The organism is Akkermansia biwaensis (genome assembly GCF_026072915.1).
Classification (GTDB): Bacteria; Verrucomicrobiota; Verrucomicrobiia; order Verrucomicrobiales; family Akkermansiaceae; genus Akkermansia; species Akkermansia biwaensis.
In genome coordinates this window covers 2,207,804-2,223,841 of sequence record NZ_AP025943.1, presented here as the reverse complement: position 1 = coordinate 2,223,841, position 16,038 = coordinate 2,207,804, and the positions used below count along the sequence as shown (strand labels likewise).

Genomic DNA, 16,038 nt, shown 5'->3' with positions numbered 1-16,038 from the left:
CTTCCCAGCATCAAGGGTCCTGCTTTTGCTCTTTACTGATGTTCATATGTTTCTGGCTTTCTGAATTTATATATTTTTCATGAATTTTAGGAAATTAAATTGTTGATCAGGTAACTACTGTTGATCCTTAAGGGTAGAATGAGCGGAATCAGGTTACCGCCGAAGGTCGTTCGTCCTGAGGTTGCGTATCCGACAAACCGCGATATGTACGAACCATTCCCTAGGTCGAACACCTTTGGCGGCAATCCTGCGTATTCAGACGAGGTCTCCATGTAGTCTTTGCCGAAACCGTCGTTCTCCATTTGTGATAGAGCGATTTTTATTCTTGGATGATGGGTACACACGAAAAACAAGTGATAAAGCGCTGACGGGAAATAGTACTCCTCCACACTTGTCGTGACGCGGAGTTTTCTGTCCTCCGTAACGACAATAAATGCCGCTCTCGCTGGTATATCATTAATTGTTAAATTGTTTTCAAAATACTTTTTTAACACGCCCGCTACCACGCCCTCGCCGTCTGTTCCCTCGCCCAATAAAAACAAAAACATGCCGGGGGTGTTGATTCCTTGGAGTAGCACAGACAAATTGCTATAAATGGTACCATTTGCCCAAGAGAATCTTGATCCATAGGCGAAGAAAGATACATCATTAGTATCTACAACAGATTGTGAAGGTATTGATCTCCACTTATCCCTTGTGGTTGTATTAGCCGGTTTGTCTCCGGTGCAATTATACTGTATAACTTCTCCCATCGTGCCGACATCCTCCAGCATTGTATTTTTGTTTGCCTGGAAAACTCCTGATAATAAAGCCTGTTGATAAAGGAATGAATTAAGCGATTTCCCATTGATTGCTATATCATTGTTAATGTTAACGATATTATTGAACGTCTCAGTGCCTGCATGCGTGTTGTCGCCCGTGAAGGCATTGGATGCTCCTGGAATAGCGCTCGCAGCATTCCACGCAGCACGTTCCTCTCCAGTGATGTGAGCGGTCGTGTTCTCCGTGTGCGCGTCCAGTCCATCCTGCGTGGCCACCACGGCACCCTTCGTATTCCGCGCATTCCATTTCTCCTTTTCTTCCTGGCTGACATGAACCGTCGTGTTGGTTTCGTGAGCCGCGAACGTGCTTGTATCTACTTTGCCCGAAAGGGCGGAAGCATCCGCCTTGGCATTCCAGGCAATGCGTTCCTCCTCTGTAAGATGAATCATCTTATCCTGTGCATGGCTGGCGAAGTCACTCTGTGCTGCCACCAAAACTCCGTTTACTGTAGTAATTTTATTCATGATTGTTATTCATTGTTGTTTGTTATGAAGTGGTTAAACAATGCCGCTGACGACCCCTCCATGATCATGAACTCCGCATCATCCTGACTGGTGAAAAGCTGGCGTCCCCCCTTGGGCGTTGGCTGCTTCCACGGTCAAAACGACCGCATCCCTGAATTCCGGGGATTCTTCCCCTTCCCTCAGGTGAGCGGATGACCCAGTCCAAGCGCGTCCAAACTTGAAGCGCTTTCCATTCGTCGGATAAAACCGCAACGCGTGTTATCACTTCATTGAAAGTTTCTGCCTGTTCCTGGGAAATATCATCCTGTGTAAAGCGTCGAGACGTCATAAACCCGTCTTCAACTGCCTTGATGTATTCACATCAGGATGCTTCTCCACCACTATTGCAGGCTAGTGATGAATCATTTTTCTTGCTGGTAACAACTCACCGTTTTTGCACATGGACACCAAACGGAACACTGCAAAAAAAGGCCATGTAGCACCTGTCAGTGATATCATACAGCCTTAACGTTGCAGACAGGATGACATTTCTTCAAAATGGCTCCAACCTTTTATCGGAATGGAAACAGACACTCCCGTTTCATCCGGCAACAACGGGAATTTTCAAACATAACATGATTGATCCAGACAAAGCCATTGCCGCTAAAGAAGATAACAAAAATTCTTCTGAGACAACTGATATCGTCTGACTTTCCTGTAAGAATGGAAAATACCCTGGACAATGCATGTTTTCAAATACTGATCATGCAACATTCGCCATCAAGAATGGGACGGCGCTGATGTTCTCCAATTTCCACACAACTAAAATCAAATCATGAACAACAGTATTACTATCAGCGGAATTCCCATGGCAACGCAGAAAGGTCTTCACGACCATGCCAAAAATGCGACAGTCCATATAACAATGGAAGAAAGAGAAAGATGGAATGACAAGAGCGATATCTCCACATTGAAAGCCCGTGTCGCCGTTCTGGAAGATAAAATCAAAACAACCCTCACCGCCGACAATATTGCACAGCACGCCGTCAGTTCCATCGGAGGATCAAAAGGGATGATTTCCCTGGGTTCCAACCTTACCATGGATGGCAATACGCTTTCTTCGTCAGGAAGTGCCGATCTTTCCAATTATCGGGGACCGGTCAATATCCGCGATGAATCGGGCAATCCGGTGCTTACTGTCTCCACCACGGATAATGGGCCACATGTTCAGGTTGGCGATGTGCTGGATGTCTCCGTCGGCAATTCGCTCCTTGTCGTATCCGGATATGTCGAAGTCCCCAATTATGGCGTAGCTTCAAACCGTTTTGTCAGTAAAAACGGTTATTGGTTTGGTGAAGACAACAATCATGCAACAGCCGTCCGGATTACGGCGGGTGTGGGGGTACTCTATCTTACCACTCCTGAAAGCACGGTCGAGGTAGGTACGCATGTGAACATTACAACCCCTGCTCTGACGTATGGACGATGGGGCACAACATATGTAAGCATTACAGACCACGAGATGCGCATCAACACAACGTACTGTTTCATATCATCACCAGAACCCGTAGAATTCATGGATACAATCAAATTTTCCGGATTAAAAGACGGCAATCTCGTGCTCTCCAACAGAATCGTCACCACTCAATAATCCCTATGGCTCACTTACTCCATATTCATATCGTCACTTATGCGGGCAATGCCCACACATTGCCCCATGCCGTAACCGCAGCTCGCCGGGCATGGCCCGCATCGCCAGTCACCATTCTCGACGATGCCCGGCACCCCGTGCCTCCTTCCATGCAGCAAGACCTGGAGAACCATCCGCAAATTCAATACCGCCCCACCCATTGGGAACGGGGTGGCAACTTGCGGGGCCGCACCTGTTTGCGGGGGTTGCTGGCCGAATACAAGCGCAGCCTCCGACAAACAGAAGCCCCCTATGTCCTGAAGCTGGATGCGGATACCCTGGTGCTCAATCCTGCAACTCTCAACACCCTGATTCTGCAAGGAGTGGATTATGGCACTCACAGCACCCTTGACGGTCCCTTCGGAGGAGGGTGTATTCTGATGTCTTCTCCTGCCGTACGGGCACTTGACAAAGCGGTACGCCTCTGCCCTCTTGTGCCCTATGCTCGTGAAGACAAGACGTTGAATGGCCTGGCGATGGCCTCGGGACTAAGCATGGCTCTTCTTGACGGCAATACGCCCTGCACGGATAAACCGGTTTTTTTCACGGGCATTGACACTCGCCTGCATGACCAGAAAGACTATGTTGACCGCATGTCCGCCAATGTAGCCGTTGCCAACGTAGGCACGTCCAAGCTCACCGGAGCAGAACTGCTTACCGAAGCGTACATGGCCAGCGCTCTGCTTGATACAATCACTACGCCACGAGGACTAAATATGGATAAACCCGGAAGAAAAAAACCGGAGAAAGTGGCTTGAAAACCCGCCATCCTACCTTGTACCTCCGGCCAGTCCGAAAGAGAGACCACCTGGAACTTTTCTCTCGACGCGGAAATCCCGGCAAGCTGCAGCTTGCCGGGATTTAATATAGATATTCTCTTCCATTTTTACTTTTGCGACGTTCTTCCGGAAAGAAACCTGTTCAATGACAAACAGCATTTCCACATGCTTTAAGAAGCCGGCAGAAGCGGGAGGAGGACAGCTTCACCAGGCGGCCATCCCCGCGTTTTCCGTGCTGGGTCAGAATCCACGGCAGGGAAAGGATTTCCCGTTCATATTGCAAAAGGAGGCTCGCATCGCCCGACAGGAAGTGGAGATGCCAGGCATCGCACCTCCGGCGCGGGAACCGGAAATGCGGGTTCAGGATTTGCGCCACGGGAGCGGATGAATCCACCCGGCGTGCCAGGAGCACGAGGCCGGGCATGCGGATATAGACGTCCTGGCGGAGACCGTCCTCTTCCATGTGCAGGACCGTCCTGCCCGCGGCACGATAATAGGCCTCCGCCAGTTCAATGGCATTTTTCATGATATACTGCGCCGGACAAGACCGCCGTTTTTCTTATTTGTTTTTCGCCTGCACGACAGGCGTAATATCTTTATCGTAAACGGTCTGAGTAAAGGTTAAACCGCCATGGGACATCGTTAGGCAGCTTCCATCCTTGCAAATGACCGCTCCTTCCGGTCCCAGTTTCACGGAATGGCCGCAGCCGGACAGGAGGCAGGAAGCTGCAGCGGCCGCCCCGGCCAGGATGATCCACAGAAGACGTTCCCACCACGATAGATGGGACATTCCCCGGCTGCGTTCGTAGGCTTTTTTCATTCCTTCCCTTCCCGCTTCCAGAGCGGCCTGTTTTTGTTCTTCACTCGGTTGGTTCATGATTTTATTCAGGGTTTACGCCATCCGGCATAGCGGAAAAATGCTCGCCTTTTCATCCATTCCAAACCGTTTACCGAATCCTGAACTTTCCCAATGTCTGCCACTCAAACGAACACCGGATGGCCGCTCCCCGAATTTCCTGCCACGGAAGACAAATCCCCTGTTGAAAACGGAGGCGGATCATGATAGTCTTTTTTCAGTTATGGCAAAACCGGCTCTGGGGAAAGGCTTTGACGCCCTCATCAATCAAAATCTGTCTCGTGAATCCTTGGCAACTCCCCAGGCGGGAGACGTCGTGCATCAGTTGTCCCATGCCTCCATCATCCCCAGTTCGCTCCAGCCGCGCGCCATTTTCACGCCAGAGCAATTGGCGGAACTGGTGGATTCCATCAAGGAACACGGCATCATCCAGCCCCTGATCGTCCGCAAAACGGACGACAACAAGTACGAGCTGATCGCCGGGGAACGGCGCTGGCGCGCTTCCGGCATTCTGGGGCTTTCCACCGTACCCGCCATCATCCGGAAGGCCACGGACAAGGACGTGCTGGAACTGGCGCTGATTGAAAACCTCCAGCGCGAAAACCTGAGTCCGCTGGAAGAGGCCGCCGGCTATATGCGCCTGAAAGCGGAATTCAAGATGAAGCAAGGAGACATCGCCAAACGGGTGGGCAAATCCCGCGCGGCCGTAGCCAACAGCATGCGCCTTCTGGACCTGCCGCGGGCCGTCCAGGACATGCTGGGCAATTCCTTCATCAGCGTGGGGCATGCCAAGGTACTTCTTTCCCTGAAGAATCAGGACCAGCAGATCCAGCTTGGCCGCGACATCGTGAACAAAGGCTACACCGTCCGCCAGACGGAAAAGGCCATTCAGAAACTTCTCAATCCGCCTGATCCGGCCCCTCCCAGGAAGCCTTCTTCACCACAGTACAAGAAAATTTCCGGGGTGCTGGCCAAGCAGTTCGGAACGCCGGTAAGCATTTCTGAACAGGGAGGCAAGGGCTCTATCGAGATCACTTTTTCCAGCAAGTCCGAATTTACCCGTATCCTGGAACTTCTGGGCCAGGATGAATGGTCTGATTCCTGATAACCCCGCACCCCTTTTCTCCCATGATGCCCCGCATTGGACTCCTCTTCCTGACAGCTCTGTTGGTGCAGTGCGGCAATCCTGAAAAAACTCGGGAAGCCCATCCGGAGACCATACCCGCCCAATTGCAGGAGACAGACGATTTCCATGGCAGCAATTGCATGTACCATGCCGCACGGATTACGGATATGGGCGACAGAAGGCCGTCTTCCCCCGGCTACCGCAAGCAGCTGGACTACCTGAAAGGGGAGCTTTTCAAGCATGGCTGGGAATGCGAGGAACAGGCTTTTGAAGCGCCGACTCCGCAAGGACAAACCCAATTCGTCAATCTGCGGGCCCGCTACGGGAAAAATCCGGATTTCAAGACTCCGGTCCGCGGGTTGCTGACCTGCCATATTGACACCAAAACGGGCATTCCCGACTTTACCGGAGCCAATGATGGAGCTTCCGCCGCAGCCGCCATTCTGGAAACGGCCCGCATCCTCTCCCGGGATCCGGCACGCGCCGGACAGCTGGAACTGGTGTTTTTCGACGGAGAGGAAAGCTTTTCCCCGCACATTGACAACGATGACGGCCTGTACGGCTCCAAATTTTATGCGGCCTCTCTGCCGAGGCCGCTGCCGGAGTGGATGGTAAACCTGGACATGGTGGGCCGGCAGGGTAAAAAGATCAGGATTCCGGCCATGACGCCCCAGTCCATGTACCGGGTTTATTCCCGTGCCATTCGCGAACTGGGCTATTCCCCAGCGGAATGGGGAGTCTCCGCCTACGGCATCATGGACGACCACGTTCCCTTCATGGAACTGGGCATGGATACGCTGAACCTGATTGACGATTTCCAGGACGGCAACTGGTGGCACACCTCCAGAGACAACATGGAAATTCTGGGGGCGGATTCCTTCAAAAGCACCGGAGAAATGACGCTGCACATCCTGCGCCAGCTGCTGCCCGCGCCTCCTTCTACCTGAACCCCGCCCCTCCATCCGTAACTCCCCTATCCTCCTATGTCCTTTACCTCTCCATGGCTGCTCTGGGCTCTCTTCACAGCCTCCATCCCCATCATCATCCATCTGGTCAATCGCTGGCGCCACCGGTCCGTGCGCTGGGCGGCCATGGAATTCCTGCTCCGCGCGGCCAGGGAAACCCGCGGAACCAAGAAGCTGCTCCATTACCTGATTCTGGCCCTGCGCGTGCTGGCCGTGGCGGCCCTTGTGACGGCGTTTGCTCGCCCCCTGCTCGGCAGCTTCTTCGGCTGGGGAAGTTCCGGACTGAATGAAGTGCTGCTCGTGCTGGACCGTTCCGCCTCCATGGACGCACGGCCGGACAAGACCAATTCCCTGCGCGACACGATCCCGCCCCTGGTGAAGTCCACCTTTGACCAACTGGCAAACTGCCGCCTGTCCCTCCTTGACTCCACCACTGAAACCATTACCCAGATTCCCGCACCGGAAGCCCTGGCGGACCTGACCGTCAGCAAAGTGACGGACGGCGGAGCGGACATCCCTTCCCTGCTCCAGAAGGCCATTCCCTACCTGGAGGAATCCGCTTCCGGAAAGACGGAAATCTGGATTGCCTCAGACATGCAGTCGTCCTCCTGGCGGCCGAATTCTCCGGTATGGTCCAGCGTACGCCAAAGGCTGGCGGCTCTTCCCATTCCTCCTTCCGTCCGCATCATGGCGCTGAGAGACAGACCGGAAACCAACCGCAGCATCAGAATCACGCAGGCCCAGATCAACAACGGCAGGCTGGTGCTGGACATGGAGATTCTACGGCAGGGTTTCGATCCCAACCAGCCGGAGGAAGTTCCAGTGAACATTTCCGTAAATAACTCTGTAGCTTCCTCTACCCTCCAGCTGGCCGGGGCAACAACCACCATCCGCAAGGAAATCCCCCTGCCGCAGGACAAGGAATCCGGCTTCGGCTACGTTTCCCTGCCCCATGACGATTTTTCCAGGGACGACATTTCCTTCTTCACCTTCGCTCCCAAGCCCCTGGCAAACATCCTGATCAACGGACCTTCCGGAGAAGCGGGCAAAATCCTCTCCTTGATGGCCGCCCCTCCGGGACTTCCCGGAAGAAAGGCTGCCATGCCGAACACCGTGCATTCCGGACAGTTCAACCTTTCCTCCCAGGCCCTGGTGATCTGGCACGGCCCCGCCCCGCGGGCCGACATGGAAGAGAAGCTCAAGACCTTCATTGAAGAAGGCGGCCTGGTTCTCTTCCTTCCGGACGATACGGCCCACGGCACGCGCCGCCAGTTCCTGGGAGTTTCCTGGGGGGCAATGGAAACAGCCCCGGCCGACGAATATTTCCGCGTGGAATCCTGGGACCGCCAGCGCGGCTTCCTCCGGGACGGCACGGATCAGACTCCCATCCCCGCCAACCGCCTCCGCGCCATCCGCCGGAAACCCCTGGCAGGCAAATACCGCGTTCTGGCCTCCTGGGATGACGGCACTTGTGCCCTGGGCCAGGTCAGGGCCGGGGCAGGTTCCGCCCTGTTTCTGACTACCCTGCCCAAATATTCCTGGTCCAACCTGGCGGACGGCCATCTGCTGCTCCCCCTTCTCCAGCGCATGGCGGACCGCGGCGCGGAACGCTTTTCCTCCGCCATTTCCCTCCGTGTGAACGATCACGCCCTGCCTCAGTCGGCTACGGACGTTCCCATGCGCATGGACGACGCTCAGGGTTCCCGTCCCCCCGGTTCTCCCGTGGACACGGCCGGCGTTTACCGCCTCGGTGCGCAGACCTATGCCGTCAACCGGCCGTGGTCGGAAGACAATCCCGACCAGCTCACGGATGAAAAAATCCACATCCTCCTGCCGGACGCCGCCATCAGCGCCATGCAGGGCGGCGTTGAAAACCCCTCCCTGGTGCAGGAAGCCTGGAAGCTGTTCCTGCTGATCGCACTGGGGTGCCTGCTTCTGGAAGCTCTCCTTTGCCTGCCCAAGCGCATGGCCAAACGCCCCACCCCCGCCAACCGCCTATGAACCTGAGCCTTCAACCCACCGTCCTGAGCGTCGCCGCGGCCGTTCTGGTCATGGCGGCCGGAATATGGATGAGCCGCATTTCCTGCAAGCGCAATCCCCGGCCGCTGACGTTCAAACTGGAAATACTGCGCCTGATCATCCTGGGATCTGTATGTTTCCTGCTGTTCCAGCCGGAATGGGTCATCATTTCAGAACCCAAAGAAAAGCCCAAGGTCTCCATCCTGGAAGACCGTTCGGGCTCCATGGAAACCCAGGACGTGGAAATCACTCCCCAGCACGTTGTCACCCGCGCGTCCTATGTCCGGGAACTGCTCAAAGGCCACAGCACGGATTCCCTGAAAGAAACCCATGTGGTAGAGAATGCCCCGTTCAGCGTCCAGCCCGCCCCGGATTCCCCGGATTACGCGCTGGCATGTACGGACCTGGCCAAGCCGCTGGAGGAAGCCATTCAGTCTTCCGACAATCTCCGCGCGGTCGTCATGTTCACGGACGGCAGCCACAATGCTTCCTCATCCGTGCTGACGCAAGCCCAGAGGATGCGCTCGCGCGGCATCCCCCTGTTCATCATCCCCGCCGGCAGCTCCGTTCCCCTGCCGGACCTGGCCCTTCAGGACGTGAAAGCCCCCACTTACGGCATCATCGGGGAAACGGTGCAAATCCCCTTCACCATTAAAAGCACTCTGGGCAGAGAAATCAGGGCAACTCTTACCCTGTCTTCCAAGGACACCGGAAAGGTCGTCACCCGGACGGTCACCATCCCGGCACAGGGAGAAGTATCCGACGCCGTGCTGTGGAAGATAGAAAAGGAAGGTTCCGAAACGCTGGAACTCAAGCTTCCCATCCAGCCGCAGGAACGGGTCCGTACCAACAACACATCCTCCTTCAGCATCGCCGGACGCAGGGAGTCCATCAAGGTGCTGGTGATCGACACGCTGCCGCGCTGGGAATACCGCTTCATCCGCAACGCCCTGTACCGCGATCCGGGCGTGGACGTCCACACCCTTCTGTTCCACCCCGGACTGAAGGAGATGGGAGAAGGCCCCGGGTACCTGGTCAAATTCCCGGAAAAAATGGAGGAGCTGGCCCAATACGACGTCATCTTCATCGGCGATGTGGGCATGGGGGCCAAAGGACTGACGCAGGAACAGGCCAAACTGCTCAAGGGGATGGTGGAACAGCAGGCCAGCGGCATTGTTTTCCTGCCCGGATACCAGGGCAAACAAATGGAACTTCTTCAATCGGAGCTGGCGGACCTGATCCCCGTCACCTTCCTCACCAACAAACCGGAAGGCACCACCCAGGCGGCCCCGTCCCCGCTCATTCTCACGCCGGAAGGCCGCGGCTCCCTGCTGACCATGCTGGCAGACACGGAGAGTGAAAACGAGGAGGTCTGGCGCAACCTGCCGGGCTTCAACTGGTACGCTCCTGTGGAACGTCCCAAGGCGGGCACCACCGTGCTGGCCGTACACGCGGCGGACAAAAACGCCTACGGGCGCATACCCCTGATCGTTACCCAGTCCTATGGGAACGGGAAGGTGCTGTTCATGGGCACGGATTCCGCCTGGCGCTGGCGGCGCGGGGTGGAGGACAAATACCATTACCGGTTCTGGAGCCAGGTGGCGCGCTGGATGAGCTACCAGCGCAACATGGCCGCCGGAGAACGGATCAGATTGATTCCCAACCCGGAACGCCCGCGTCTGGGAGATACCCTGACCGTCACCGCCATGGTATCCGACAAGCAGGGCGCACCCCTTCAGAACGGAGAGGTGTTCCTGGATATCACCGCCCCGGAAGGCACAACGAGCCGGGTCCAGATGGAAAACATGGACCACACCTGGGGTTCCTTCACAGCCTCCGTCAAGATCAACCGTCCTGGCAAATGGACACTGACGGCTTCGTCATCCGACCAGCCGGACAAGGCCGTCATCCTGCCCATCATCACCATGAATGAAACGCTGGAAAAAATCGGCCAGCCCATCAACACCGCCCTGATGGAAGAAATGACTTCCATCACGCGCGGACGCATGGTGAAGGCGGAGGAAATCCAGCAGCTTATCCGGGAAATCAAGGACCTGCCCGTGCCGCCTCCCATGGAAAAACGCATCCTGATCTGGTGCCATCCCTACACGCTGGCAGCCTTGCTCGTTCTGCTCTCCCTGTTCTGGATAGGCAGAAAGCTTAACGGAACCATTTAAGCGGAACGGCGCCCCGTCCGTTTTGCGCAGGTATTTTCTTCCCGCTCCGCCTCAACGGGCCGGGGAGTCCTGCGCCTTCCCCTCCCCGGGAGACGGCGGCGCAAATTTCAACTTCACGCCAAACTTCTTCCAGGCTTCCGCCATATCCTTCTGCACCTCCGCCGGACTTTTGCCGTCCAGCAGAATGGCACGGGCCTTTTCCTGTTCTTCCGCATCCCAGGCCATGAGGTAGCGCCTGAGCCGGTCGGCCCTGCCCTCTCCTTCCAGATGGCACCAGTAAACGGTCCATAGCAGATCGGCCCAATATTCCGTGCCTTTTCCCTTCAGAATCTGGTCATGCCCGGAGGCGGAATGGGAAGAGTCCCGCGCCAGCAGGTCTTCCAGCGCCGGGAGGGAATCCCGGCCCGCGCGCAGGCTGCGCGGCAGCATGGCCGCCAGCCTTCCGGGAATTTTCCGGAAGACGGTTTCATCCTTTTCCCTGGGGAGAAACGCCATATAGGCGGAAAAACCGTCCACCAGCCAGTGCTCCACATCCAGGGACTGCATCACCCAGTGGGTAACGGCAAAACGGGGGTCCACCGCGTCCGGTTTGACCGGATTGCCCTTTTTGTCCCGCAGAAGCAGGGCCGTAAAACTGGTGGGGGAGAATTTGAGCCTGCCGTTCCGGAGGCCGGGGACCTTTTCCATCTCTTCCTCGCTGAAACACACCCTGACCAGATACTTGCGGGACGGCTTGCGCGCCACCGTCAGATTCAGGGGAATCGCCGCCAAAGTGCGCAGAATGGATTCAAACCGCCGGGCAAGGGCCTCCTGTTCCGGCTTGGCCAGCCGTCCGGGGGATTCAATAATGAAATGGTCCGTCTCGTAAATGCTCAGGTCGTCCGTTTCTTGAACGGTTTTCACCAGCAGAAAGCCGGCCAGTCCGGCCTTCCGGGGCCAGTCCGCATTCCAATTCGGTTCCAGACGCATATAGGACATCCCCCCCTTTCCGGTCTCGGGAGCGTTCCCGACATCCGTATCCGGCAGGGCTCCTCCGGACTTCACCCACTCCTGGATATATTCCTGGTCGGCCCCGGAAAAGATGTTCCTGGGCACGGCAACCACCCGGCCGTCATTCAGCTTCAAGTCCACCTCCGCATCACGGACGGCCACCAGTGCGGCTGTGACCGTCGCGCCGCGGTCGTTCGTCCAGACGCGCGCATGAACGCCCCCGGCGAGACTCAGTCCGGCCAATGCGGACAATATATTTACGGGGAAGGTCATAGGACTCCGTCTATGCGCAAACGCTACCATAATGCCCCGCGGACGCAACCCTTTTTCAGGGCACGCCTCCGGCAGCGGCGCCCGGCGGAACAAGAAGCCGCGCCTTCCTCCCCGCGTCATGACAACCGGCCGGAGGAGTTGACATGCCCCTTCAAAATCCATAACCTTGCCAAAGAAAGGAGAAGAATACATGCATATCAGACCATTCAGAAAGAATCTTCCGGTGACCGCCGTCACCCTGATGGCGCTGGGCATCATGTTCTTCCTGTTCTTCATGCACCCCCATTCCCAGGAAGGGTCCCTGGAATTCTACACTCCGGACGGCAACGGAGTGGGGTCCTTCCGGGTGGATATTACGGAAGTGCAGGCCGATCCCGCATATACGGAAATCAGGATCGTCCCGGAGGACATGGAATCCTTCCATCGCTTCATGGACAAATTCCGCAACAGGTCCGTAACGGCAAAAATCCCGGAACGGGGAAGCCACGCCATCGTTCCGGGCAGGGACATCCAGAATGACGGTATTCTTCGCCTGGCCGGGAATTGACATAAATTCCCTCTCGGGACGGAAATGCCGGGAACCGGGAGGTTCACGCTTCCGGCAGGCTTCCCGGCCAATATGGGACCAGATAGATTTTTCCCGTTCATGTTCCGGGAGCCAGGGATCATGCCGGGCGGATTTCCATGTGCAGGGTTGCCGGAAAACAGCCTGAAACAGCTTTTTCCTGCCTGAAAAAAGGCTTCCCGCATCCCCATAACCAGCAACCCGGCTCTCCATGCCTACAGGGAACCGTCCTTCTTCTCCTCCAGGTCCCTGCCCCACCTCCGGGCCAGGATGGAACAGACCATCAACTGGAGCTGGTGGAAAATCATGATCGGGATGACCAGCAGGCCGATGGGGGAACCGGCAAAAATCACGTTCATCATCGGGATGCCGGTAGCCAGGCTTTTCTTGGAACCGCAGAAGATGATCGCAATCCGGTCTTCCCGCGAAAAACGGAGCCTGCGGGAAAGAAAAGCCGTCAGCCAGAGGACGACGACCAGCAGAAGAGCGCAGAACCCCAGCACTTCCACCAGGGAAAGCCAGGGCAGGTTCTTCCAGACGCCGTTGACCATGGCGTGGCTGAATGCCGTGTAAATGACCAGCCAGATCGTGCTGTGGTCCGTCCAGGAGGTGACGTTCCTGTGCGCCACCACCCACTTGCCTATCCAGCGCTGGGCGATCTGCCCGGCCACGAACGGCACCAGGATAATGTAGCAAATGTTCAGGAAGGTGGAGAAATCCACGCCGTCCGCCCCTCCCCGCGACCACACCAGCCCCACGAGAAGAGGAGTCAGAAACACCCCCAGCAGGCTGGAAACGGAAGCGGAGCAAATGGCCGCCGCCACATTCCCGCCCGCCATGGACGTGAACGCAATGCTGGACTGCACCGTGGAAGGCAGCATGCACACGTAGAGCATCCCCATGCACAGGTCGGGCCCCAGCACGGCATTCCACATGGGAATGCTCAGGATGCCCAGCAAAGGAAAGATGACGAAAGTACTCGCGGCCACCAGGCTCTGGAGCCGCCAGTGCATCAGCCCCTCCCACACGGAGCGGCGGGAAAGCTTGGCCCCGTACAGGAAAAAGAGCAGGATGATGGCCGCATCGCTCAAGCGGCTGAAGACGGTATCCCACACGCCGGAACAGGGAATCAGAATCCCCGCACTCACGCTGACCACCAGGCCGACGGTGAAACGGTCCAATTTGGAAAGGAATCCCGGCATGGAAAAGAGGATCAAGGATGATGAAGGAACCTTTCCTTACTTGAAACGCACGGCGTGCTTCTTGCTCAGGCGCAGAATGCTGCCGGGCGACAGTTCAAGCGCGGAAGAGGGGTCCGTCACCTTGACGTCGTTCAACTGGATGGCGCCGGGGGTGAAATGCTCCTTGCGCAGCACGCCGTTGGATTTCTTCAACTGGAATACCGTTTCAAAGATGAAGCCCACCAGCGTCAGCGCGTTCATTCCGCCGGGGAGGGAGGAAAGCTCCACTTCCGGCAGGTCCGCAGCAGCTAGGTCCCTTTTGGAAAAACGGGTTTCCCAGTCCGCGCGCGCGGCGTCCGCGGCGGCGGCGTCATGGTAGCGGGCCGTGATCTTCCAGGCCAGCAGCTTTTTAGCTTCCATGGGGTGCAGTTCCATGTCCCGCTTTTCCCCCAGAAGAACGAGGTAGTAGCGGTCCATCAGCTCGTCGCTGGCGCTCATCATCTTGCCGAACATCATTTCCGGCGCTTCGTCCACGCCCACGTAGTTCCCATAGGATTTGGACATCTTGCGCACGCCGTCCAGCCCTTCCAGCAGGGGCATCGTCATGGCGATCTGGGGCAGCATGCCCTGCTCTTTCTGCAAGTCGCGCCCCACCAGAATGTTGAACAACTGGTCCGTGCCTCCCAGCTCCACGTCCGCGCGTATTTCCACGGAATCCCAGCCCTGCATGATCGGGTACTGGATTTCGTGCAGGCGCACTTCCTTGCCGCTTTCCACGCGGGCCTTGAAATCCTCGCGCGCCAGCATCTGCTGCATGGTGACGCGGGCGTTGAGCTTCAGCACCTCTTCATAGGTCATCTTGCGGAACCAGTCTCCGTTGTACACGATCTCCGTCTTGTCCCGGTCCAGAATCTTGAAAGCCTGCTTGGTGTACGTCTCCGCATTCTCCAGCACCTGCTCGCGGGACAGGGGGGGACGCGTCACGGAACGGCCGCTGGGGTCTCCGATGGTGGCGGTAAAGTCCCCGATGAGCAAGACGGCCTGATGCCCCAGTTCCTGGAACTGGCGCAGCTTTTCAATGGCCACCGTATGACCGAGGTGGATGTCCGGCGCAGTGGGGTCCACGCCCAGCTTCACGCGCAGGGGGCGCCCCAGTTTGAGGCGTTCCTTCAACTCTTCACGGCTGATCACGACGGCGGTACCGCCCATCAATATATCTAATTGCTCATCTATAGTCATTGATCTGGCGCATAGAGTGCCGGGGGACCCGCGCCTTTTCAAGCTTATATCCTGTGCGCGAGGCATTAGACCCGGCAAACGCCCGGCCGGAACCGCAGCCATGCGCCGGAACAAATCCGTTCCCTCCCGTCCTGCCGTCCGCCTGGATGGCCATATGGATGCAGCCGAAAGAGTATTGCCGTGTACTTATCCGCTGCGGAGAGACCGGCAGGCGCCCTGTTCACGGGATGCGGCGCTCCGGAATCTCCGGGCAAAAGGCGGCTGCCTCAGATAGTGCGGTACAGGTAGGGATAAGTGGTACGCTGGACGGCGGCGTAATGCGGGCGCGGTCTGGGACCGGGCCTGTTCTGGTTATTGTGCCAGCCGTTGTCGTGGTTGTTGTGATTGTAATGGTGGGAGGGACCGGGCCGGTAATAGTCGCGGTCATGATGGTGGCAGCCCGCGGCCAGGACGACGGCGGCCGTTGCCGCAAGAATAGTTATTATTTTAATTTTCATATACAAAGGGTAAGACCACTTTGGACATGAAATACGAAGGGAAAAAGTCTGTCACCCCAGCAAACGCTCCCTGTTGACGAAAAAAACAGCGCCCAGCACGCACAGGAAAGCCCAGAGGTAGTCCCACTTCCATTTCTCCCCGATGTAGAACAGGGCGAACGGCACAAAAACGCACAGCGTGATCACCTCCTGCATGATTTTGAGCTGCGCCACGTTCAGGCCGCCCGCATTGCCGATACGGTTGGCGGGGATCATGAAGCAGTACTCAAAGAACGCCAGCCCCCAGCTCATCAGAATAATGAGCAGCAGGGGCTTGTCGTCCACCGGGGAACCCTTTTTCAAATGGCCGTACCATGCCCACGTCATGAAGACGTTGGAAACGACCAGCATCGCAATCGTCAAAGCAACTTTCATTC

Annotated in this window: 15 protein-coding genes; 7 read left to right on the top strand and 8 right to left on the bottom strand. The window is 56.7% G+C overall.

Annotation, left to right across the window (positions count from 1 at the left end):
• Nucleotides 1–86 precede the first annotated feature (86 nt).
• Nucleotides 87–1,286, bottom strand: a complete 1,200-nt coding sequence (locus tag OQH67_RS09165) for a hypothetical protein (protein WP_215436057.1) — start codon at nucleotides 1,284–1,286, stop codon at nucleotides 87–89.
• A gap of 814 nt (nucleotides 1,287–2,100) precedes the next feature.
• Here OQH67_RS09165 and OQH67_RS09160 point away from each other — a divergent pair.
• Together OQH67_RS09160 and OQH67_RS09155 are read left to right on the top strand one after the other, a co-directional pair.
• Nucleotides 2,101–2,916 carry a hypothetical protein gene (locus OQH67_RS09160; RefSeq protein ID WP_215436060.1) on the top strand — a complete coding sequence of 272 codons (816 nt, stop codon included), beginning with the start codon at nucleotides 2,101–2,103 and terminating at the stop codon, nucleotides 2,914–2,916.
• Nucleotides 2,917–2,921: 5 nt separating this feature from the next.
• Complete coding sequence (locus OQH67_RS09155) at nucleotides 2,922–3,713, top strand: hypothetical protein (RefSeq protein ID WP_215436068.1); 792 nt, start codon at nucleotides 2,922–2,924, stop codon at nucleotides 3,711–3,713.
• A gap of 163 nt (nucleotides 3,714–3,876) precedes the next feature.
• Here the strand turns inward: OQH67_RS09155 and OQH67_RS09150 are convergent, their stop codons facing one another.
• Nucleotides 3,877–4,260, bottom strand: a complete 384-nt coding sequence (locus OQH67_RS09150) for a hypothetical protein (protein ID WP_215436074.1) — start codon at nucleotides 4,258–4,260, stop codon at nucleotides 3,877–3,879.
• 33 nt (nucleotides 4,261–4,293) lie between these two features.
• Nucleotides 4,294–4,611, bottom strand: coding sequence for a hypothetical protein (locus OQH67_RS09145; RefSeq protein ID WP_215436077.1), 318 nt, complete (start codon nucleotides 4,609–4,611; stop codon nucleotides 4,294–4,296).
• Nucleotides 4,612–4,813: 202 nt separating this feature from the next.
• Between OQH67_RS09145 and OQH67_RS09140 the strand changes: the two genes are divergently transcribed.
• From OQH67_RS09140 to OQH67_RS09125, 4 genes are read left to right on the top strand one after another with little or no spacing between them, the layout of a single operon-like run.
• Complete coding sequence (locus OQH67_RS09140) at nucleotides 4,814–5,695, top strand: ParB/RepB/Spo0J family partition protein (protein ID WP_215436081.1); 882 nt, start codon at nucleotides 4,814–4,816, stop codon at nucleotides 5,693–5,695.
• 23 nt (nucleotides 5,696–5,718) lie between these two features.
• On the top strand, nucleotides 5,719–6,663 hold the full coding sequence (locus tag OQH67_RS09135) for a M28 family metallopeptidase (protein WP_215436084.1): 945 nt from the start codon (nucleotides 5,719–5,721) through the stop codon (nucleotides 6,661–6,663).
• Between the two features lie 36 nt (nucleotides 6,664–6,699).
• Nucleotides 6,700–8,682, top strand: a complete 1,983-nt coding sequence (locus OQH67_RS09130) for a BatA domain-containing protein (RefSeq protein ID WP_215436087.1) — start codon at nucleotides 6,700–6,702, stop codon at nucleotides 8,680–8,682.
• The gene (locus tag OQH67_RS09125; protein WP_215436090.1) at nucleotides 8,679–10,877 is read left to right on the top strand and encodes a hypothetical protein; all 2,199 of its coding nucleotides are present in this window, start codon (nucleotides 8,679–8,681) and stop codon (nucleotides 10,875–10,877) included. The genes OQH67_RS09130 and OQH67_RS09125 overlap by 4 nt, the downstream gene beginning before the upstream one ends.
• Nucleotides 10,878–10,928: 51 nt before the next feature.
• Here OQH67_RS09125 and OQH67_RS09120 read toward each other — a convergent pair whose 3' ends face one another.
• Nucleotides 10,929–12,119 carry a hypothetical protein gene (locus tag OQH67_RS09120; RefSeq protein WP_215436093.1) on the bottom strand — a complete coding sequence of 397 codons (1,191 nt, stop codon included), beginning with the start codon at nucleotides 12,117–12,119 and terminating at the stop codon, nucleotides 10,929–10,931.
• A gap of 211 nt (nucleotides 12,120–12,330) precedes the next feature.
• Between OQH67_RS09120 and OQH67_RS09115 the strand changes: the two genes are divergently transcribed.
• Nucleotides 12,331–12,687, top strand: a complete 357-nt coding sequence (locus tag OQH67_RS09115) for a hypothetical protein (RefSeq protein ID WP_215436096.1) — start codon at nucleotides 12,331–12,333, stop codon at nucleotides 12,685–12,687.
• Between the two features lie 233 nt (nucleotides 12,688–12,920).
• Here the strand turns inward: OQH67_RS09115 and OQH67_RS09110 are convergent, their stop codons facing one another.
• The 4 genes from OQH67_RS09110 to OQH67_RS09095 form a co-directional block, all read right to left on the bottom strand.
• Nucleotides 12,921–13,907: a bile acid:sodium symporter family protein gene (locus OQH67_RS09110; protein WP_215436099.1), complete on the bottom strand. Its 987-nt coding sequence runs from the start codon at nucleotides 13,905–13,907 to the stop codon at nucleotides 12,921–12,923.
• A gap of 36 nt (nucleotides 13,908–13,943) precedes the next feature.
• The gene (gene tyrS / locus OQH67_RS09105; protein ID WP_215436102.1) at nucleotides 13,944–15,125 is read right to left on the bottom strand and encodes a tyrosine--tRNA ligase; all 1,182 of its coding nucleotides are present in this window, start codon (nucleotides 15,123–15,125) and stop codon (nucleotides 13,944–13,946) included.
• Between the two features lie 266 nt (nucleotides 15,126–15,391).
• Nucleotides 15,392–15,622 carry a hypothetical protein gene (locus tag OQH67_RS09100; protein WP_067573722.1) on the bottom strand — a complete coding sequence of 77 codons (231 nt, stop codon included), beginning with the start codon at nucleotides 15,620–15,622 and terminating at the stop codon, nucleotides 15,392–15,394.
• A gap of 51 nt (nucleotides 15,623–15,673) precedes the next feature.
• The gene (locus OQH67_RS09095; protein WP_067573724.1) at nucleotides 15,674–16,036 is read right to left on the bottom strand and encodes a DMT family protein; all 363 of its coding nucleotides are present in this window, start codon (nucleotides 16,034–16,036) and stop codon (nucleotides 15,674–15,676) included.
• Nucleotides 16,037–16,038 lie beyond the last annotated feature (2 nt).

Excerpts from the sequence above, each read along its gene's own strand:
- OQH67_RS09165 (WP_215436057.1), bottom strand. The coding sequence starts at position 1,286 with ATGAATAAAATTACTACAGTAAACGGAGTTTTGGTGGCAGCACAGAGT.
- OQH67_RS09160 (WP_215436060.1), top strand. The coding sequence starts at position 2,101 with ATGAACAACAGTATTACTATCAGCGGAATTCCCATGGCAACGCAGAAA.
- OQH67_RS09155 (WP_215436068.1), top strand. The coding sequence starts at position 2,922 with ATGGCTCACTTACTCCATATTCATATCGTCACTTATGCGGGCAATGCC.
- OQH67_RS09150 (WP_215436074.1), bottom strand. The coding sequence starts at position 4,260 with ATGAAAAATGCCATTGAACTGGCGGAGGCCTATTATCGTGCCGCGGGC.
- OQH67_RS09145 (WP_215436077.1), bottom strand. The coding sequence starts at position 4,611 with ATGAACCAACCGAGTGAAGAACAAAAACAGGCCGCTCTGGAAGCGGGA.
- OQH67_RS09140 (WP_215436081.1), top strand. The coding sequence starts at position 4,814 with ATGGCAAAACCGGCTCTGGGGAAAGGCTTTGACGCCCTCATCAATCAA.
- OQH67_RS09135 (WP_215436084.1), top strand. The coding sequence starts at position 5,719 with ATGATGCCCCGCATTGGACTCCTCTTCCTGACAGCTCTGTTGGTGCAG.
- OQH67_RS09130 (WP_215436087.1), top strand. The coding sequence starts at position 6,700 with ATGTCCTTTACCTCTCCATGGCTGCTCTGGGCTCTCTTCACAGCCTCC.
- OQH67_RS09125 (WP_215436090.1), top strand. The coding sequence starts at position 8,679 with ATGAACCTGAGCCTTCAACCCACCGTCCTGAGCGTCGCCGCGGCCGTT.
- OQH67_RS09115 (WP_215436096.1), top strand. The coding sequence starts at position 12,331 with ATGCATATCAGACCATTCAGAAAGAATCTTCCGGTGACCGCCGTCACC.
- OQH67_RS09110 (WP_215436099.1), bottom strand. The coding sequence starts at position 13,907 with ATGCCGGGATTCCTTTCCAAATTGGACCGTTTCACCGTCGGCCTGGTG.
- tyrS (WP_215436102.1), bottom strand. The coding sequence starts at position 15,125 with ATGACTATAGATGAGCAATTAGATATATTGATGGGCGGTACCGCCGTC.
- OQH67_RS09100 (WP_067573722.1), bottom strand. The coding sequence starts at position 15,622 with ATGAAAATTAAAATAATAACTATTCTTGCGGCAACGGCCGCCGTCGTC.
- OQH67_RS09095 (WP_067573724.1), bottom strand. The coding sequence starts at position 16,036 with ATGAAAGTTGCTTTGACGATTGCGATGCTGGTCGTTTCCAACGTCTTC.